This window comes from Streptomyces sp. NPDC042638, assembly GCF_040647235.1.
Taxonomy (GTDB): domain Bacteria; phylum Actinomycetota; class Actinomycetes; order Streptomycetales; family Streptomycetaceae; genus Streptomyces; species Streptomyces rameus.
In genome coordinates, this window is sequence record NZ_JBEZBT010000088.1 from 1 (window position 1) to 19,020 (window position 19,020).

The 19,020-nt window shown below is 73.2% G+C and carries 16 protein-coding genes; 6 read left to right on the forward strand and 10 right to left on the reverse strand.

Annotation, left to right across the window (positions count from 1 at the left end; translation table 11 throughout):
* The first annotated feature begins 49 nt into the window (after positions 1-49).
* On the forward strand, positions 50-1,018 hold the full coding sequence (locus AB0B40_RS36085) for an AsnC family transcriptional regulator (RefSeq protein WP_362267825.1): 969 nt from the start codon (positions 50-52) through the stop codon (positions 1,016-1,018).
* 39 nt (positions 1,019-1,057) lie between these two features.
* Here the strand turns inward: AB0B40_RS36085 and AB0B40_RS36090 are convergent, their stop codons facing one another.
* On the reverse strand, positions 1,058-1,963 hold the full coding sequence (locus AB0B40_RS36090; protein ID WP_345052752.1) for a LysR substrate-binding domain-containing protein: 906 nt from the start codon (positions 1,961-1,963) through the stop codon (positions 1,058-1,060).
* A gap of 152 nt (positions 1,964-2,115) precedes the next feature.
* Between AB0B40_RS36090 and AB0B40_RS36095 the strand changes: the two genes are divergently transcribed.
* Positions 2,116-3,228: a bile acid:sodium symporter family protein gene (locus tag AB0B40_RS36095; RefSeq protein WP_362267807.1), complete on the forward strand. Its 1,113-nt coding sequence runs from the start codon at positions 2,116-2,118 to the stop codon at positions 3,226-3,228.
* Here AB0B40_RS36095 and AB0B40_RS36100 read toward each other — a convergent pair.
* Both AB0B40_RS36100 and AB0B40_RS36105 read right to left on the reverse strand, forming a co-directional pair.
* On the reverse strand, positions 3,178-5,055 hold the full coding sequence (locus AB0B40_RS36100) for an exo-alpha-sialidase (RefSeq protein WP_362267809.1): 1,878 nt from the start codon (positions 5,053-5,055) through the stop codon (positions 3,178-3,180). The genes AB0B40_RS36095 and AB0B40_RS36100 overlap by 51 nt on opposite strands.
* A gap of 111 nt (positions 5,056-5,166) precedes the next feature.
* Positions 5,167-6,084, reverse strand: coding sequence for a zinc-binding dehydrogenase (locus tag AB0B40_RS36105; RefSeq protein WP_362267811.1), 918 nt, complete (start codon positions 6,082-6,084; stop codon positions 5,167-5,169).
* A gap of 126 nt (positions 6,085-6,210) precedes the next feature.
* Here AB0B40_RS36105 and AB0B40_RS36110 point away from each other — a divergent pair, with 126 nt between their 5' ends.
* Together AB0B40_RS36110 and AB0B40_RS36115 are read left to right on the forward strand one after the other, a co-directional pair.
* Positions 6,211-6,648, forward strand: a complete 438-nt coding sequence (locus AB0B40_RS36110) for a MarR family winged helix-turn-helix transcriptional regulator (protein ID WP_345052758.1) — start codon at positions 6,211-6,213, stop codon at positions 6,646-6,648.
* A gap of 19 nt (positions 6,649-6,667) precedes the next feature.
* Entirely contained in the window at positions 6,668-7,195 is a 528-nt protein-coding gene (locus AB0B40_RS36115; RefSeq protein WP_345052759.1) for an isochorismatase family protein, read from the forward strand.
* 235 nt (positions 7,196-7,430) lie between these two features.
* Here the strand turns inward: AB0B40_RS36115 and fdhD are convergent, their stop codons facing one another.
* From fdhD to AB0B40_RS36140, 5 genes are read right to left on the reverse strand one after another with little or no spacing between them, the layout of a single operon-like run.
* Positions 7,431-8,279, reverse strand: a complete 849-nt coding sequence (gene fdhD / locus AB0B40_RS36120; protein ID WP_345052762.1) for a formate dehydrogenase accessory sulfurtransferase FdhD — start codon at positions 8,277-8,279, stop codon at positions 7,431-7,433.
* A 7-nt stretch (positions 8,280-8,286) separates the two neighbouring features.
* Positions 8,287-9,147 (reverse strand): 2Fe-2S iron-sulfur cluster-binding protein, encoded by an 861-nt coding sequence (locus AB0B40_RS36125; protein ID WP_362267814.1) that lies wholly within the window; start codon positions 9,145-9,147, stop codon positions 8,287-8,289.
* Complete coding sequence (locus AB0B40_RS36130) at positions 9,144-10,967, reverse strand: NADH-ubiquinone oxidoreductase-F iron-sulfur binding region domain-containing protein (protein ID WP_362267816.1); 1,824 nt, start codon at positions 10,965-10,967, stop codon at positions 9,144-9,146. The genes AB0B40_RS36125 and AB0B40_RS36130 overlap by 4 nt, the downstream gene beginning before the upstream one ends.
* Positions 10,968-10,973: 6 nt before the next feature.
* Entirely contained in the window at positions 10,974-12,893 is a 1,920-nt protein-coding gene (locus AB0B40_RS36135) for a molybdopterin-dependent oxidoreductase (RefSeq protein WP_362267817.1), read from the reverse strand.
* Positions 12,890-13,861 carry a 2-dehydropantoate 2-reductase gene (locus tag AB0B40_RS36140; protein ID WP_362267819.1) on the reverse strand — a complete coding sequence of 324 codons (972 nt, stop codon included), beginning with the start codon at positions 13,859-13,861 and terminating at the stop codon, positions 12,890-12,892. Before AB0B40_RS36140 ends, AB0B40_RS36135 begins: the two co-directional genes overlap by 4 nt.
* 282 nt (positions 13,862-14,143) lie before the next feature.
* Here AB0B40_RS36140 and AB0B40_RS36145 point away from each other — a divergent pair, with 282 nt between their 5' ends.
* Both AB0B40_RS36145 and AB0B40_RS36150 read left to right on the forward strand, forming a co-directional pair.
* Complete coding sequence (locus AB0B40_RS36145) at positions 14,144-15,091, forward strand: beta-ketoacyl-ACP synthase III (protein WP_345052770.1); 948 nt, start codon at positions 14,144-14,146, stop codon at positions 15,089-15,091.
* 174 nt (positions 15,092-15,265) lie between these two features.
* Positions 15,266-15,943: a GntR family transcriptional regulator gene (locus AB0B40_RS36150; protein WP_362267821.1), complete on the forward strand. Its 678-nt coding sequence runs from the start codon at positions 15,266-15,268 to the stop codon at positions 15,941-15,943.
* Between the two features lie 113 nt (positions 15,944-16,056).
* Here the strand turns inward: AB0B40_RS36150 and AB0B40_RS36155 are convergent, their stop codons facing one another.
* Both AB0B40_RS36155 and AB0B40_RS36160 read right to left on the reverse strand, forming a co-directional pair.
* Positions 16,057-17,466: an OFA family MFS transporter gene (locus AB0B40_RS36155; RefSeq protein ID WP_362267822.1), complete on the reverse strand. Its 1,410-nt coding sequence runs from the start codon at positions 17,464-17,466 to the stop codon at positions 16,057-16,059.
* A 1-nt stretch (position 17,467) separates the two neighbouring features.
* Positions 17,468-18,850 carry an MFS transporter gene (locus tag AB0B40_RS36160; protein WP_362267824.1) on the reverse strand — a complete coding sequence of 461 codons (1,383 nt, stop codon included), beginning with the start codon at positions 18,848-18,850 and terminating at the stop codon, positions 17,468-17,470.
* Between the last annotated feature and the right edge of the window lie 170 nt (positions 18,851-19,020).

Here is a 19,020-nt window from a genome sequence, read left to right on the forward strand (position 1 = left end):
GACGGGAAGCCGAGTTCGCAAGAATCCGACGGGGGACGCCTTGCTGCGGATGGAATCCGACACCTTCGATCTGCTGGACCTGCAGCTGCTCTCCGCCCTGGAGGTCGACGGCAGGGCTCCCTTCAGCCGGATCGCCGCGGTCCTCGGCGTCTCCGACCAGACCATCGCCCGCCGCTACCGCCGCCTGTGCGCCGAGGCCGGCCTCCGCGTGGTCGTGCTCCGGGACGCCGTACGCCTCGGTGAGGACCAGTGGATGCTGCGGCTGCGCTGCGCACCCGACGGGGCCACCGTCATCGCCGAAGCGCTGGCCCGGCGCCCCGACACCTACTGGATCGCGCTGGCCTCCGGCGGCACCGAGATCGCCTGCATCACGCGGCCGCGCAGCCCCGGCGACCACGACGACCTCCTGCTCGGCAAGCTGCCCCGCACCCCGAGCGTCGTCGAGATCCGCGCCCAGCAGCTCCTGCACCGCTTCTACGGCGGCCCCGTCGGCTGGCTGCCCAAGTTCCGGGCCCTGAGCGACGAGCAGAGGGCCGCCCTGCGCCCCGACCTGCCCGAGCCCGGGCCGCCCCGCCTGGAGCCCGAGGACGCCCCGCTGCTCGCCGCCCTCGAACGCGACGGCCGCGCCACCTACCCCGAGCTCCGGCGCGCCACCGGCCGCTCGGAGTCCGCGATCAAACGCCGCCTGTCCGCCCTGCTCGCCTCCGGCGCGGTGTACACCGACATCGAGTACGACTGCGGACCCCTCGGCCACCCCAAGGCGGCCATCCTGTGGATCACCACGTCCCCGGGCGCCCTGGACTCCGTCGGCCGGACCCTCGCCACCCACGACGAGATCGCCTTCGCCTCCGCCACCGCGGGCCCCTCCCACATCGTCGTCACCGCCGTTGTCCGCGACACCGCCGCGCTGTACGCCTACCTGAGCGGCCCCCTGGGGCACCTGGAGGGCGTCCAGCACGTGGAGGCGACTCCCTTGCTGCGCCGGGTGAAGCAGCTGACCTACCGTCCGGCGCGGTGACGGCCCCGCGCCGGGGGACGCCGGGCGGGGGTGCCACGGTCAGCCGCTGCGCCGCAGCCGTTCGCCGCCCGCCAGGATCGCCGCCGCCAGCGCGTTCGCGGCGGCCTCGGCCGGGCCCCGGTTGCGGCCGTGGACGAGGACGAAGTCGACCTTCCCCAGGTCGGGCAGGCCGGTGGTGCCCCGGGCTCTCGGCTCCGCCCGGCCGCCGGACGCCGCCACGGGCAGCCGGAACAGGCCCGGCGGGATCAGCCGCCGGGAGTGGGCCATCACCCCGAGGCCCGCACGGGCCGCGGCGATCAGCCCGCTGAGACTGCCGCTCGTGCACACGATGCGCCATGGCCGGCCCTCCCGTTCCAGGACCTCCAGCGCGCGGGCCCGGGTGATGCCCGGCGGCGGGTACACGATCAGCGGTACGGGCCGGTCCGGGTCCAGGCGCAGCCGCTCGGCGCCGATCCACACCAGGTCGTCGCGCCAGACCAGCTCACCGCGGGGATCCTCCGGGCGCCGTTTGGCCAGCACCAGGTCGAGCTTGCCGGCGGCCAGCCGCTCGTGCAGGGTGCCGGACAGCTCCACGGTCAGCTCCAGGTCGACCTCCGGATGGTCGTAGCGGAAGCCCTCCAGGATCTCCGGCAGCCGGGTCAGGACGAAGTCCTCCGAGGCGCCGAACCGCAGCCGGCCACGCACGCGCGTGCCGGTGAAGAACGCCGTCGCCTGCTCGTGCACCTCCAGGATCCGGCGGGCGAACCCGAGCATCGCCTCGCCGTCCTCGGTCAGCTCCACCGAATGGGTGTCCCGGGAGAACAGCTGCCGGCCGGCCGCGTCCTCCAGCCGGCGCACATGCTGGCTCACCGTGGACTGCCGCAGCCCCAGCCGCCGGGCGGCCTGCGTGAAGCTCAGTGTCTGGGCGACCGCCAGGAAGGTGCGCAGCTGCGTCGGTTCGTACACGCGCCCGAGCCTAGTCGGTGATCGTGGAACGTGATGGCAGTCAGAGCGGTGTGCGGGATTCCCGATCGGCGGCCCGAGGAGGACGATGGAGGGGGGCCCTGCGGGCCCGGACCGCACGACGCACACAGCAATCAGACAGCAATCGGAGCACTGTGAAACGCCTGCGCTGGCCGAGTTGGCTGCCGATCGACCCGTACATCGTGGTGCTGCTCGGGACGGTGGGTCTCGCCGCGCTGCTCCCCGCCCGGGGCACGGCGGCCGATGTCACGTCGGGCGCCTCCACGGCCGCGATCGCCTTCCTCTTCTTCCTCTACGGCGCCCGGCTGTCCACCCGGGAGGCGCTGGACGGACTGAAGCACTGGCGGCTCCATGTCACCGTCCTGATCTGCACCTTCGTCCTCTTCCCGGTGTTCGGGCTGGCGGCGCGGGGGCTGGTGCCGGTCCTGCTGACCCAGCCCCTCTACCAGGGCCTGCTGTTCCTGACGCTGGTGCCGTCCACGATCCAGTCGTCCATCGCGTTCACCTCGATCGCCCGCGGCAACGTGCCCGCGGCGATCTGCGCCGGGTCGTTCTCCTCCCTCGTCGGCATCGTCCTCACCCCGCTGCTCGCGGCGGGGCTGCTGGGAGGCGACGCGGTCGGGTTCTCCACGGACTCGCTGGTGAAGATCGTGCTCCAGCTGCTGGTGCCGTTCCTCGCCGGCCAGGTGCTGCGGCGCTGGATCGGCGGCTTCGTCACCCGGCACAAGAGGGTGCTGGGCCTGGTCGACCGCGGCTCCATCCTGCTGGTCGTCTACACCGCCTTCAGCGAGGGCATGAACCAGGGCATCTGGCACCAGGTGAGCCTCGTACGGCTGGCCGGGCTGCTCGGCGTCGAGGCCGTCCTGCTGGCCGTGATGCTGCTCCTGACCTGGTACGGCGCCAGGGCACTCGGCTTCGACCGGGAGGACCGGATCGCCATCCAGTTCGCCGGGTCGAAGAAGTCCCTCGCCTCCGGGCTGCCGATGGCGAGCGTCCTGTTCGCCGGCCACGCCTCCCTGGCCGTCCTGCCGCTGATGCTCTTCCACCAGATGCAGCTGATGGTGTGCGCGGTCATCGCCAAGCGCCGGGCCCGCGATCCGGAGGCGAGCGCGGACGCGTCCGAGGGGGGCACGGACGCGTCCGGGGGGTCGGGGGAGACGACGACCGGGGGGCCGGGGGAGACGACGACCGAGGGGTCAGCCGCGCAGCCGGTCCAGGGGCAGCCACAGGACCGTGTCCTCAGGTGAGCGCAGCACGTCCGGGTCGGCCAGCTCCTCGTCGGTGAGCGCCCGGTCCCACACCCGCACCTCGTCCAGCGCACCGGTGAGGAAGGCGCGGCTGTCCATGCGCTGGCCGACGTGGACACCGAAGGGCGAGTTACGGCTGACCGAGCCGGGAACGTCCGCCGCCGAGGACTCCGTACCGTCGACGGACAGCGACAGCCGGCCGCCGCCCCGGCGCAGTACGGCGTGGTGCCACCGGCCGTCGTTGTAGGCGTCGCTCGTGCGCACGGACACGGTCCGCGGCGCGCCGGCTCCGTCCCGCGCGGTGATCAGCGCCTGGACCCGGTTGGCCGCCGGCTCCCCGCGCAGCCACACCTGCGGCTGGCTGGTGCCGATCCCGCCCATCCAGAGGAACGGCTGCTCCCCGGTCGTCGCCGTGTACCGGAACCAGAGCGACTCCGTGAAGTCCTTCGTGCCCAGGGGCAGCCCGGCCCGGTACGGCAGCCGGACGGCGTCGCCGGTGCCGTCGAACTCCAGCGCGTTCCCGGACACGCCGTCCGTCCGCTGCGGGTTGCCGAGCACCGCCGCCGGGCGGGCGTGCCGGGCGAGGTCGGGGGTGACCGGATCGGGGCCACGGCGCGGCGCGAGCCAGTCCTCGGTGAAGCGGGCGAAGCGGATCTCGTCGCGGGCGTCCACCGCGCCGCCCTCGTACAGCAGGCCGATCGTGGCGGAGTCGGCGCGCACCAGGTCGGAGTAGCCGGACCAGTCCGTGGTGACGACGGTGCCGCGGTCCACGCTGTCCCACGTCCGGCCGCCGTCGTAGGAGGAGCGGATCATCATCGTGCGGCGCCGGTCCGGGTCGCCGGGGCAGGCGAGCAGGATGCGGTCGCCCAGCCGCAGCATCGAGCCCTGCACCTGCGGGGCGTACAGGTCGGGCAGGCCGCGGAAGGGCGCGGTGAAGCTGGTGCCGCCGTCGCGGCTGACGGCCTGGGTACGGTGCCCGAGGTCGGTGCCGTCCTGCTCCCGGCCGCTGACCAGGACCGAACCGTCGTCCCGCTCGGCGAGGGTGAGTTCGGAGGGCTTCTGCCGGAAGGTGCCGTCGGAGGCGATGGGCCAGGTGTCCGTGGCGCCTGTGCGCCAGTGGCCGCCGTGGTCGTCGCTGACGATCAGGGCCGCGTGGTTGGCGGAGATCCTGCTGCCGTCCCAGGTCTCGGTGTTGACGCCGAAGACCAGGCGTCCCGCGTACCGGCCGCGGGTGAGCTGGATGCCGTGCACGGGCCCGGTGGCGTACCACGAGTTCCAGTCGGCGGGCAGGATCTCGGGGCTCAGATCGCGCGGCCGGGACCAGGTGCGGCCGTCGTCGTCGCTGTACTGCAGATGCGGGGTGCGGTCGCAGGGGACCGAGCAGCCGGCGCTGTCCGTACGGCCCGTGTTGTAGGTCTCCGCGAGCCAGACGCGGCCGGTGGAGCGGTCGACGACGGGTGCGGGGTTGCCGTGGGTGTCACCGGCGCCCTCGTTGACCACCTGGAGCGGCCCCCAGGTGCGCCCGCCGTCGGTGGAACGCTTGACCACGATGTCTATGTCGGCCGCGTCCCCGCAGTTGAGGACGCGCCCCTCGGCGAAGGCCAGCACTGCGCCGTCGGTCGTCCTGACGACCGCCGGGATGCGGAAGCAGGCGTACCCGGGGTCCTGGGCGGCCTTGAACAGCACCTGCTGCTCGAACTGCGGTTCCCGGGCCGCCGGTTGGGCGTGCGCCGGATGAGCGGGTACGAACGGTACGAGCAGGCCGGCCGCGATGGCGGCGGCGGTGGCGAGAACGGATCTGAGACGGGCGCGAAGACCTGACGGCACGGTGCGACCTGCCCTTCGTCGGCCGGACATCTGGACATCCGGACATCCCACGTCCAACGTGCGTCCCATCGACGGTAGTTGGGGGCAGGGCGGCTCACAAGAAGCGTGCAGTCACGGGCGCAGGACGACTTTGCCCAGGTTGGCCCGGGCCGTGATCGCCTCGTGTGCCGCCGCCGCGTCCTGAAGGGCGAACTCCCCGTGCACGACGGGCTTCAGGGCGCCCTCGGCGAACAGCCGCCACAGCTCCTTCCGCCACCGCTCGGACAGCTCCGGCCGGCCGCGGGCGATCAGTGCCATCTGGAAGCCGATCACCGACTTGGCGCCGACCAGCAGGTCGTACGCCCGGATCGTGCCGCCGCCCGAACTGTAGGCGACCAGGCGGCCGTGCGGCGCGAGCGCGGCGAGGGCGGGCGTGAGCAGGTCGCCGCCGACGGCGTCCAGAACACAGTCGACGGGCTCCCCCCAGCTGTCGTCGTCGTACCGCGCACAGCCGTCCACGCCGAGGGAGCGGACGAAGTCCGCCTTCCCCGGGGAGGACACGGCCCCCAGCACCCGCCCGGCACCGCGCGCCCGCGCGAGCTGCACCGCCAGATGCCCGACGCCGCTCGCCGCCGCCGTGACGAGCACCGACTCTCCCGGCGCGAGCCGCGCGGCCTCCAGGGCCCCGAACGCCACCAGGCCGCTGCGCACCAGCGCGACCGCGGTCACCGCGTCCGCCCCGTCCGGTACCGGCGAGGCCATGGCCTCGTGCACCACCGCGAACTCGGCGTACCCGTGACCGAAGCACAGCCCGGTCACCCGGTCGCCGACGCGGAAGCGGGTCACGCCCTCGCCGGCCGCCACCACCTCGCCCGCGACCTCCCCGCCCAGCGGCACCGGCTCCGCGGCCTCGGTCACCTTGCGGACCATCGGCAGGGTGACGCCGACGGCCGCGCAGCGCACCAGCAGTTCACCCGGGCCGGGCTCGGGGACGGCCACCTCCTCCAGGAACAGCGGACCACCGGTGGACTCGTACCGGACACGACGCATCGAAACCTCCCTCGGCCGGGCCCGCCCGGTCCGTCGATCGTGGGGAATTCCATGAATTCGTTGGGAGGTCCAACGGTAGAGCCTGTTCGTTGGGAAGTCCAATGATTCTTCGGATAGGCTGCGGGCATGGCCGAAGCCCCCCTGCCCGCCATCCGGTCCCTGCCCAGCTGGCTCCTGGGCCGGGCCGCCGCCCGCGGACGCGCCCTGGTCGCCGAGGCCCTCGCGGCCGAGGGGCTGAAGATGTGGCACCACGTCGTCCTCTCCGCCGTCCGCGACCTCGCCCCGGTCGCCCAGGCCGACCTCGGCCGCGGTGTCGGCCTCGACCCCAAGGACGTGGTCGGCATCCTGAACGACCTGCAGTCCGCCGGCCTGGTCGACCGCGCCCCCGACCCCCGGGACCGGCGCAAGAACGCCGTCTCCCTCACCGGTGACGGCGCCCGTCTCCTCGTGCGCTGCGAGAAGGCGGCCCGCGAGGCCAACGACCGGCTGCTCGCCCCGCTGTCGGCAGCCGAACGCGATCAGTTCACGGGCCTGTTGATCCGGATTTCCGGCACGGACGGCTGACGGCGGCTAACGTTCCGTCATGACCGCAGCTCCCGTGCTCGATCCCCAGCGCACCGCCCTCGTCCTCGTCGACCTGATGGACCGCGTCGTCGCACTGCCCCTGGAACCCCGCAAGGGGACAGAAGTCCTGTCCACCGCCGAAGAGTTGGCGGCCGCCTTCCGCCGCGCCGGTGCCCTCGTCGTGCTCGTGCGGGTCGAGCGCCCCGCCGTCGCCGAGCAGCCGCCCGGCAGCCACCTGGTGGCCGGCCTGCTCCAGGACGGCGACCTGGAGGTGGTCAAGCGGACGGTCGGCGCCTTCCAGGACACCGGTCTGGACGCGCGGCTGCGCGAACGCGGCATCACCACCCTGGTGTTCGGCGGCATCGCCACCAACCTCGGCGTCGAGTCCACGGCCCGCGCCGCCGCCGACCTCGGCTACGAGCTCGTCTTCGCCGAGGACGCCATGGCCGCGCTCACCGCGGCCGAGCACGAGGCGTCCGTCCGGCTCGACTTCCCGAGACTGGGTACGGTCGTGACCGCCTCCCAGGTCCGCCTCGCCACCCGCTGACCGCTCGGACCAGCACCCCGCCCCCGTCCACGACCACCACCGACCCGGTGCTGTGACCCCCGCGCATCAGGTGAACCCCGGCTGCGGTACGCGAGCCGCCGCTCCCCGCCGATCGCCGCGTCCGCCGACGTCGCGGGGACCGAGGCGGGTACGGCACAGGGCTGAGGCGGGGCCCCGCGGCGCAGGGGGCGCTCCCCGCCGGCCGGGGCCCCGCCGCCGTGCCGCGGGGACCGTCTCAGCCCTGGGCGGCCGCCTCCCGCAGGGCGATCCGGTGCTCGCCCGCGTACACGTTCATCGAGCTGCCCCGCAGGAAGCCCACCAGGGTCAGACCCGTCTCCGCCGCCAGGTCCACCGCCAGCGACGACGGCGCCGACACGGCCGCGAGCACCGGGATGCCCGCCATAACCGCCTTCTGGGCCAGCTCGAAGGAGGCCCGGCCCGAGACCATGAGGATCGTCCGGGACAGCGGCAGCGCGGCGTTCTGCAGCGCGCGCCCCACCAGTTTGTCGACCGCGTTGTGCCGGCCCACGTCCTCCCGGGTGTCCAGCAGCTCCCCGTCCTCGCTGAACAGGGCCGCCGCGTGCAGGCCACCGGTCCGGTCGAACACCCGCTGGGCCGCGCGCAGCCGGACCGGGAGGTCCGCCAGCAGCTCGGGGGTGACCCGGAGCGGGGGAGTGTCGGCGATCGGCCAGCGCGCGGTCGTCCGTACGGCGTCCAGGCTGGCCTTGCCGCACAGCCCGCACGAGGACGAGGTGTAGACGTTCCGTTCCAGGGTGAAGTCCGGCAGCGCGACGCCCGGTGCGGTCTGCACGTCGACCACGTTGTACGTGTTCGAACCGTCCGCCGTCGCCCCCGCGCAGTAGACGATGTTCCGCAGGTCGGACGCCTGGGCCAGCACACCCTCGCTCACCAGGAAACCGGCCGCCAGCGCGAAGTCGTCCCCCGGGGTGCGCATGGTGATCGCGAGCGGCCTGCCGTTCAGCCGGATCTCCAGGGGTTCCTCGGCGACGAGCGTGTCCGGCCGGGTGGAGACCACCCCGTCCCGGATGCGCAGGACCTTGCGTCGTTCCGTGACTCGTCCCATGTTCTGATCAGCCCCGGTTCTGTACGTGCTGGTAGCCGAAACGGCCCTTGATGCAGAGGTTGCCGTGGGTCACCGGATTGTCGTGCGGCGAGGTGACCTTCACGATCTCATTGTCCTGCACATGGAGCGTGAGATTGCAGCCCACCCCGCAGTAGGCGCACACGGTGGTCGTCTCCGTCTGCCGTGACTCGTCCCAGGTACCCGCCGCCCGCATGTCGAACTCCGACTTGAACGACAGCGCCCCCGTCGGGCACACCTCGATGCAGTTCCCGCAGTACACGCAGGCCGAGTCGGTCAGCGGCGCGTCGTGCTCCACGGCGATCCGCGCCTCGAAGCCGCGCCCCGCGACCGAGATCGCGAAGCTGTTCTGCCACTGTTCGCCGCAGGCGTCGACGCACTTGTAGCACAGGATGCACTTGCCGTAGTCGCGCACGTACAGCTCGTTGTCGACCTTCGGATCGTCGTTCAGCCGGGCCGCGCCGGCGCCGAAACGGTCCGGGTTCGCCTCGTACTCCTCGATCCATCCGGCGGCCCGCGGGGTCGTCGACAGGTCGACCGAGGAGGCCAGCAGTTCCAGCACGAGCTTGCGGCTGTGCCGGGTCCGCTCCGTGTCCGTCCGCACCTCCATGCCGGGCTCGGCCCTGCGGGAGCAGGCCGGCACGAGGGTCCGCGAGCCCGCCACCTCCACCACGCACACCCGGCAGGCGTTCTTCGGCCGGAGCGTGTCGCCCTCGCACAGGGTCGGGATATCCTTCCCCGCCGCCCGGCACGCCTCCAGGACGGTCGAATCCTCCGGCGCCCGGACCGGTTCGCCGTCGATGGTGAACTCCAGCAGCCGGCGCGGGATCCCCAGCGGTGTGACGGTCATGTGTACGCCCCCAGACGGTCGATGGCGGATTCCACGGCGTTCCACGCGGTCTGCCCCAGACCGCAGATCGAGGCGTCCCGCATCGCCCGGCCCACGTCGCGCAGCAGGGCGATGTCGTCGGCGGCCGCGGCTCCGGTGCGCTCCGCGATCCGGGCCAGCGCCTCCTGCTGCCGGACCGTCCCGACCCGGCACGGCACGCACTGCCCGCAGGACTCGTCACGGAAGAACTCCGCGATGCGCAGCAGCAGCCGCGGCAGCGGCACCGTGTCGTCGAACGCCATGACCACACCGGAGCCGAGCGTCGTCCCGGCCTCGCGCGTCCCCTCGAAGGTGAGCGGGATGCCGAGTTCGTCGGGCCGTACGAAGCCGCCCGCGGCACCGCCCAGCAGCACCGCCCGCAACCGGTCCCGTACCCCGGCCAGTGCCAGCAGCTCGCCGAGCGTCGCGCCGAACGGCAGCTCGTACACGCCGGGCCGGGCCACGCTGCCCGACACGCAGAACAGCTTGGTGCCGGTGGAGTGCCCGGTGCCGGTCGCCGCGTAGGCGGCGGCTCCCTTCGTCAGGATCGGGAGCACGTTGACCAGCGTCTCCACGTTGTTCTCGGCCGTGGGCCTGCCGAACAGGCCCTTCTCCACCGGGAACGGCGGCTTGGAGCGGGGCTCGCCCCGGTAGCCCTCGATGGAGTTGAACAGGGCCGTCTCCTCGCCGCAGATGTACGCCCCCGCCCCGCGCCGGATCTCGATGTCCAGGCGGTGGCCCTGCCCGAGGATGTCGTCGCCGAGCAGACCGCGGGCCCGCGCCTGGCCGATCGCGTGCCGCAGCCGGTGCACCGCCCGCGGGTACTCACCGCGTACGTAGACGAGGGCCCGGTGCGCCGATATCGCGTACGAGGCGATCGTGATCGCCTCCACCAGCGCGAACGGGTCGCCCTCCATCAGCACCCGGTCCTTGAAGGTGCCCGGCTCGGACTCGTCGGCGTTGCACACCAGATAGTGCGGCCGGTCCGGCTGCGACGCCGTGGCCTGCCACTTGCGGCCGGTCGGGAAGGCCGCCCCGCCCCGCCCGACCAGTCCCGACTCGGTGACCTCCCGGACGACCCCGGCCGGGCCCAGCTCGAAGGCCCGGCGCAGGGCCGTGTAGCCGCCGTGCGCGCGGTAGTCGTCCAGCGAGGACGGATCGACCGTCCCGACCCTGCGCAGCAGGACCAGCGACGGATCGCCCGCCTGCGGCACCGCCGCCACCGCCGGCGGTTCCTCGGGCGCCGTGTCCGGGGCGCTCGCCGCGAGGACGGCGGCCTCGACGGTCGCCGGTGCCGCCACGGCCGTACGCACCGGGTCGCCCGACCGGATCGCCAGGGCCGCCGGGGCGCGTTCGCACAGGCCCAGACAGGGGGCGCGCTCGACGCCGACCGCGCCGCCCGGGCCGAGCCGCGCCTCGATCCCGGCGCACAGTTCGCCCGCCCCGGCGGCCGTGCAGGCCAGGTCCGTGCAGACGTGCAGCACGGTCGCGGGGCGCGGGCGCACCGAGAACATCGCGTAGAACGTGGCCACGCCGTACGCCTCGGCGGGCGGTACGGTCAGCCGCCGGCACAGGTAGTCCAGGCCGCCCTCGCTGATCCAGCCGACGCGGTCGTTGAGGGCGTGCAGCCCCGGCAGCAGCAGATCGCGCCGGTCACGGGCCGCCCGCCCGCCGCGCGCCCACCGCAGGTCGGCCTCGGTGCGGTCGGCGCCCTCCCAGGCGGACTCCGGGGGGCCGAGCAGCGCGTCGACGGCGGCGCGTTCCTCGTCGGTCGGTTCGCTGTCGCCGAAGCGCAGGTCCACTGGGACTCACCTCACGTAGGTCACTGCGGGCAGTTTCTCGATCCTGATGGCCGACGCCTTGAACTCCGCCGTCCCCGCGATCGGGCAGTTCGCCTCGATGGTCAGCTGGTTGGTGTCCACCTCGTCGGGAAAGTGCATGGTCATGAAGGCCAGGCCCGGCCGCAGGGCGGTGTCGATCCACACCGGGGCGAGAACGGACCCGCGCCGCGAGGACACCCGGACCTCCTCACCGACCACGACGCCGTACCGCTCGGCGTCCTCCGGGCACAGTTCGACGTACTCGCCGCGCCGCAGGGGAGAGGCGAAACCGCCGCTCTGCACACCGGTGTTGTAGGAGTCCAGGCGCCGCCCGGTGGTGAGCCGGAGCGGGTACTCCTCGTCGGTGAGGTCCACCGGCGGGTCGTGCTGGACCAGCCCGAACGGTGCCGGCCTGCCACGCCTCGCGGGGTCCTTCTCCCACAGCCGGCCGTGCAGGAAGGACGGTTCGAGCCGGCCGGTGTCCGGGCACGGCCACTGGATGCCCTGGTGCTCCTCCAGCCGGCGGTACGTCATCCCGTAGTGGTCCGGTGACACCGACCGCAGCTCGTTCCACACGGCCTCGGCGTCGGCGTACTTCCAGTCGTGGCCCAGCCGGGCGGCCAGTGCGCAGATGATGTCGATGTCCTCGCGGGCCTCACCGGGCGGGGTGACGGCCCGCCGTACCCGCTGCACGCGGCGCTCGCTGTTGGTGGTGGTGCCCTCGGTCTCCGCCCAGCCGGCGGTGGCGGGCAGGACGACGTCCGCCAACTCGGCGGTCCTGGTGAGGAAGATGTCCTGGACGACGAGGAAGTCCATTGCCGTCAGGCGTCGTACGGCCTGCTCGCTGTCCGCCTCCGACTGGGCCGGGTTCTCCCCGATGCAGTACACGGCCCTGAGCGAGCCGTCCTCCATCGCCTCGAACATCTCGGTCAGGGTCAGCCCGTAGTGCGGCCGGATGACGGTGTCCCAGGCCGCCCCGAACTTCAGCCGCACGTCCGGGTCGAGGATGTCCTGGAAGCCGGGCAGCCGGTTGGGGATGGCCCCCATGTCACCGCCGCCCTGGACGTTGTTCTGCCCGCGCAGCGGCTGGAGCCCGGAGCCGTAGCGGCCGACGTGGCCGGTGAGCAGCGACAGGTTGACCAGTGCGCGGACGTTGTCGGTGCCGTTGTGGTGCTCGGTGATGCCGAGGGTCCAGCACAGCTGGGCGCGCTCGGCGCGGGCGTAGGCGTGCGCCAGCTCCCTGATGGCACGCGCGGGCACCCCGGTCACCTTCTCGGCGAGGGACGGGGTCCACGGCTCGACCAGCTTGCGGTACTCCTCGAATCCGGTGGTCGCCCGCCCGACGAACGCCTCGTTCACCAGTCCGGCGCGGATGATCTCCCGGCCGACCGCGTGTGCCATCGGGATGTCGGTGCCGACGTTCAGCCCGAGCCAGCTCTCGGCCCACTCGGCGGTGGACGTCCGCCGGGGGTCGACGGCGTACATCCGGGCGCCGCCGTGGATCCCCTTCAGCACGTGCTGGAAGAAGATCGGGTGCGCGAAACGGGCGTTGGAGCCCCACATCACGATGACGTCGGTGTGCTCGACCTCCTCGTACGACGAGGTGCCGCCGCCGGAGCCGAACGCGGCCGACAGCCCCGCGACGCTGGGCGCGTGGCAGGTCCGGTTGCAGGAGTCGACGTTGTTGGTGCCCATCACCACCCGGGCGAACTTCTGTGCCACGTAGTTCATCTCGTTGGTGGCGCGGGCGCAGGAGAACATCCCGAACGCGTCCCGGTTGCGGTCGAGGCCCCGGGCCGCCCGGTCCAGTGCCTCCTCCCAGCCCGCCTTCCGGAACGGCTCGTCGCGCCGGTCGCGCACCAGGGGGTGGGTGAGCCGGGTGTAGGTCCTGGGCTGCCGGTTCCTCATGCGGCGCTCCTCAGCGCGAGCAGGTCCGAGATGGCGTGCACGGTGCGCAGGGTGGGCACCTCCACGCCGGTGATCTCCGCGAGTTCGACGACGGCGGCGAGCAGTACGTCCAGCTCCAGCGGCTTGCCGCGCTCCAGGTCCTGGAGGGTGGAGGTGCGGTGGTCGCCGACGCGTTCCGCACCGGCGAGCCGGCGTTCGATGGAGACGCCGACCTCGCAGCCGAGGGCCTCGGCGACGCAGAGCGTCTCGCGCATCATCGTCTCGATGACCCGGCGGGTGCCGCCGTGCCGGCACATCTGCCGCATGGTGGCCCGGGCCAGGGCGCTGATCGGGTTGAAGGAGATGTTCCCGAGCAGCTTGAGCCAGATGTCGTTGCGCAGGTCCGGCTCGACGGGGCACTTCAGCCCGCCGGCCCGCATCGCCCCGCTCAGCTCCAGGCAGCGCGCCGAGACGCCGCGGCCGGGCTCGCCGAGGGAGAACCGGGTGCCCTCCACGTGCCGCACCACGCCGGGGGCCTCCAGTTCCGTGGCCGCGTAGACGACGCAGCCGACGGCCCGCTCGGGGGCGAGCACCGCGCTGACGGCGCCGGCGGGGTCGACGCTTTCCAGGCGGCGGCCGTCGTAGGGGCCGCCGTGCCGGTGGAAGTACCACCAGGGGATGCCGTTCTGCGCGGCCACCACCGTGGTGCGCTCGTGCAGCAGTGGTGCGATCAGCGGCCCGCACGCCGCGTACGCGGTGGCCTTCAGGCCCAGGAAGACGTGGTCCACCGGACCGATCTCGGCCGGGTCGTCGGTGGCGTGGGCGTGCGCGGTGAAGTCGCCGCGGGGGCTGAGCACGCGGACGCCGTGCCGCCGCATGGCCGCGAGATGCGGTCCACGGGCGACGAGGTGCACGTCGGCGCCCGCGCGGTGGAGCGCGGCACCGACGTAGGCGCCGATGGCACCGGCACCGAGGACTGCGACTTTCACGGGGACACTCCGTTCGGTTTGAGGGATACCGCGGAGGTGGGCAGGAGCCGGAAGACGCCCGGCTGAATCCTGTCGACGAAATATTGTCTACAGTATGGAGAAAGGGCCGACAAGGGTGCCGACGAAAGTCCGCGACGGCCACCGATGCTCGGACGTCCGAGGGCCTGACCGGAGCCGACAACCGCGGCGCGCGATTCCTGTGACTTCACCTGCCGCCGTACCCGCCGGTCACTGACCAGACTGGTGGGTCCGCCACCCACCGCCAACGACGGGATCCCCGGCATGAACGGCTCGCGCATCACCGCCATCGGTCACTACCAGCCCGCCCAGGTGCTCACCAACGACGACCTGGCGGGCATGGTCGACACCAGTGACGAGTGGATCCGCAGCCGGGTGGGCATCCGGACCCGGCACATCGCCGGCCCCGACGAACCCGTCGACGAACTGGCCGCGCACGCGGCGGCCAAGGCCCTCGCCGCGGCCGGCCTGACCCCCGGCGACATCGACCTGGTCCTCGTCGCCACCTCCACCGCCGTCGACCGCTCCCCGAACACCGCCGCCCGGGTCGCGGCCCGGCTCGGCATCCCGCAGCCCGCCGCGATGGACGTCAACGTGGTCTGCGCCGGCTTCACCCACGCGCTCGCGACGGCCGACCACACCCTCCGGGCCGGCGCGGCCACCCGCGCGCTGGTCATCGGGGCCGACAAGATGTCCGACGTCACCGACTGGACCGACCGCAGCACCTGCGTCCTCGTCGGCGACGGTGCCGGGGCCGCCGTGGTCGAGGCGTCCCGCCCGGGGGAGGAGCCCGGCATCGGGCCGGTGCTGTGGGGATCGGTGCCGGAGATGGGGCACGCGGTGCGGATCGAGGGCACCCCGCCGCGGTTCGCCCAGGAGGGGCAGAGCGTCTACCGCTGGGCCACCACCCGGCTGCCGGCCATCGCCCGCCGGGCCTGTGAGAAGGCCGGGGTGGCACCCGAGGAACTCGCCGGGGTCGTCCTGCACCAGGCCAACCTGCGGATCATCGAGCCGCTGGCCGGGAAGATCGGCGCCGTCAACGCGGTGATCGCCCGCGATGTCGCCGAGTCCGGCAACACCTCGGCCGCCAGCGTCCCGCTCGCCTTCTCCAAGCTTCTGGAACAGGGAGCGCTCAGCACCGGCGACCAGGTGCTGCTGTTCGGATTCGGCGGCAACCTGTCGTACGCCGGGCAGGTCGTGCGCTGCCCCTGAGGCCCTCCAGGCGCTCCGGGCGGTCCACGGCGCTCGGCCGCGGACTCCCACGAGAGCCCCGGGCTTCTGCGCGCCCCTGGGGCGGATCCTGTGCACCGTAGACTGTAGACGAAAAACAATCGATACTGAGCCTCCAGCGCCCACGCGTTCAGACGTGCCCAGGAGGAACCCGCGATGTTGTCGACCGGACTGCCGCAGGGGGCGGTGCCCAGGCTGGAACGGCCCGGCCCGCTGCGCGAGCGCGTGTACGAGGCGCTGCTGGAACTCATCACCACCCGCGCCCTCCAGCCCGGGCAGCACCTCGTGGAGAGCGAACTCGCCGGGCACCTCGGCGTCTCCCGGCAGCCCGTGCGCGAGGCCCTGCAGCGGCTCAACACCGAGGGCTGGGTGGATCTGCGGCCCGCGCAGGGCGCGTTCGTGCACGAGCCGACCGAGGAGGAGGCCGACCAGCTCCTCACGGTCCGCACCCTGCTGGAGGCGGAGGCGGCCCGGCTGGCCGCGGCACACGCGGACAGCGCCGGCGTCGCCGTCCTCGAGGAGCTGTGCGCCGAGGGCGAGAAGGCGGTCGCCGCCGAGGACGTGGACCGCGCGGTCGCCCTCAACGCGGCCTTCCACGCCAAGGTGATGGAGCTGGCCGGCAACACCGTCCTCGCCCAGCTGGCGGCCCAGGTCGACCGTCGCGTGCGCTGGTACTACACGCCGGTGGCCCACCAGCGGGGCCGCCAGTCCTGGATCGAACACCGCGAGCTGATCACCGCGATCACCGACCGCGACGAGCAGCGTGCGACCCGCTCGATGCGCGAGCACACCGAGCACACCCGGCGGTCGTACCACGAGCGCAACGCGACCTGAGCGCCGCCCGCCGCGCACCGGCGCGCAGCCGTTCCCCCTCCGGTGACCGGCCGGCGGGCCGCGCAGGGGGAACGGCGGGGCGGGCAGGGCGCGCGCGGAGTCCGGCCGGGCCGTCAGGAGACCGGCCCCGCCCCCGCCCCCGGTACCGGCCTTCCGTCCGCCTGGCCCGGCCGGCGCAGCAGCAGGGCGAGCACCGCCGCCACCATCGACACGCCGCCGGCCAGGGCGTAGGCGCCGTCGTAGCCCCAGGCGCCGACCACCATCGAGCCGAGACCGCCGCCGAACAGACCGCTGATCAGCTTGCCGCTGTACACCAGACCGTAGTTGGTGGCGTTGTAGTTCTCGCCGAAGTAGTCCGGGGTCAGCGCGGCGAACATCGGGTAGAACGCGCCGCCGCCGAAGCCGGAGAGGAAGGCGAAGAACAGGAACAGCCACTCGTTCTTGATGTCACCGGCCCAGATGACGCCGAACTGGGCGAGTCCGAGGAGCACGATGACGAACACGAGCGTCGACTTGCGTCCCCACAGATCGGACAGCCAGCCGACCACCGCCCGGCCGACGCCGTTGATGACGGCCATGACGCCCATCGAGGAGGCCGCGACCAGCGGGCCGAAGCCGACGTCCTTGGCGTAGTCGACCTGGAACGAGATACCGAAGATCGACACGCCGGCGGTCATGACGATCGTGACCCACATCAGCGGGAGCATGCCGGTCCTGATGGCCTCCTTGGGCGTGTACTGACGTACCGCCGGGGGATTCTTCGCCAGGAGGGCGGCACTCCTGCCGTTCCCGGAGTACGACAGCGGGTCGACGTCGGCCGGCCACCAGTTCTTCGGCGGGTCCTTGAAGAAGTACGCGCAGACCGCGACCGCGATCAGGACGTAGACGCCGATCAGATCGAGTACCTCGGAGTAGTTCCCGGTGTCGAAGACGTAGTTGAAGATGAAGATGAAGGGCAGCGAGCCGTAGGCGAAGCCCCCGTTGACGAAGCCGGTCCTGGCGCCGCGCCGCTCCGGGAACCACTTGCCGACCATGTTGAAGCAGGTCGCGTAGATCAGCCCCGAGCCGACCCCGCCGACCACACCGAACCCCAGTACGGCCGCCGGCACGTTGTCGAGGTGGGACAGGGCCAGGAAGCCCAGCAGACACATCACGGCGCCCGTGTACATCGCCCGGCGCGCCGTCAGCAGGCCCCGCTCGCGCAGCCAGCCGGCCGGGAAGGCGATGCCCGCCTGGAAGAAGACCCAGACGCTCAGGATCCAGAAGGTGTTGCTCTGGGTCCAGCCATGCGCCGCCGACAGGGTGTCCTCGGCGGAGCCGTAGGCGTACTCCGAGACGCTGATGGCCATCATGGAGACCCAGGGGAGATACACCATGAGCTTGCGGGAGTGGCCGAGGATGTCCCGGTCCGTCTCGCCGACGCGGTAGATCCGGCCCCGCGCGTCGGTCACCTCGCGGTACGAGCGGTTCGGCGTGTCCGGTCCGGCCGGAGTGTTCCTTGCTGTCGTGGGATCTGCCGTCATGTCAGGCCATCTCCTCGCCGAGGGGGTGCGGATTGGGCACGATGCGCCGGGCACGGGGTCGGCCCGGAGCCGTGAGGAAGAGCGCAGGTACGGCGCAGGCGAGCCCGGTGCAGCCCGCCAGGACGAAGGCGCCGTGGGCAGCCCGGCCGCCGGGATCGCCGGCGGCGGCGCCGAGGCCGGCGAGCACGGCGAGCGCCGCGGAACCGGCCACCAGCCCGTAGGCGCCGGCGCTGTGGTTCTCACCGAAGTGGTCCGCGGCCAGCGCGGCGACGAGCGCCGGCACCGCGCCGCCGGCCAGTCCGGCGGCGCCCGCCGAGCCGAGGAACAGCGGGACGCTGCCGGTCCCGGCCGCGGCCAGCAGCCCGAACTGCGCGCCGCCCAGCACCAGACAGGCCCCGGTCAGGGTGGCGCGCCGCCCGACGCGGTCGGAGAGCACGCCGACCGCCCCCAGCCCGGCCCCGGCCGTGAGCGCCAGGGCCGCCGCGGTCCGCACGGTGTGGCCGGTAAACCCCGCCTCCCGGGCCAACGGCACCAGCCAGCGGCACCCGAGGACGGCGGCGCCGGCCGTGCCCAGCACACACAGGCACATGAGCCACAGCGCCGGAGTGCGGGCGGCCTGCCAGGTGCCGAACTGGCGCACGGCGGGCGGGTTCCTCTCCCGCGTCCGCCGGGCGACGGGACCGGCGGGCACCCGGAGCGGGTCGATGTGCGGCGGCCACCAGTTCTTCGGCGGGTCGCGGAAGAACCAGCCGGCCGACGCCACCACGAGACACACTCCCGCCCCCGTCGCGGCGAGCAGGAACCGGTGGTCCGCCCGGCCGGCCCCGGAGCCGAGGACGGGGAGGAGAGGTACGGCACCGAAGGCCAGGCCGCTCGCGACGAACCCCGTCGGGCCGCCCCGGCGCTCGGGGTACCACTTGCCGGGCAGGGTCAGGCAGGTCGAGTGGACCAGCCCCGCGCTCACGCCGCCGACCACGGCGAAACCCAGGCGGACGAGCGGGAGGCCGGCCGCGAAGGCGAGCGAGAGGTACCCGAGGAGGGTGCCGAACGCGCCGGTCAGTACGGCCGTGCGGGCGGTCAGCCGGCGGCTCTCCCGCAGCAGCCCGGCCGGCAGGGCGACGGCCGTCTGGCATAGCGCCCACAGGCCCGCAGGGCGGAACAGCTCCCCGCCCCACTGGTGGGCGTCACGGAGACCGCCCCGCGCGGTGAGGAAGGCGTACCCGGCACAGGCGATGCCCGTCATGCCCAGCCAGGGCAGGACGACCATCCAGACGCGACCGTGGCCCAGGATGTCGGCGGCACTCTCGCCGACCCGGTACACGCGGCCCCTGCGGTCTTTGACCTCCCTGCACAGGAGGGAGGCGGGTGGATCGGTTGTTTCCATGTCGCGGCTGCACCCCTTGCGTCGAAAGTGCTGGTCAGCGCCCCCTGTCCCATGCCTTTCGTGCGCGCGCGGGTTCCGGGGGCGGGGGGGGGGGCCCCCCCGCGCGGGCCCCCCCCCCCACAAAAAAGAGAGCCCCCCCCCAAGACCCCCCCCCCCCGCCCCCCCCGCCA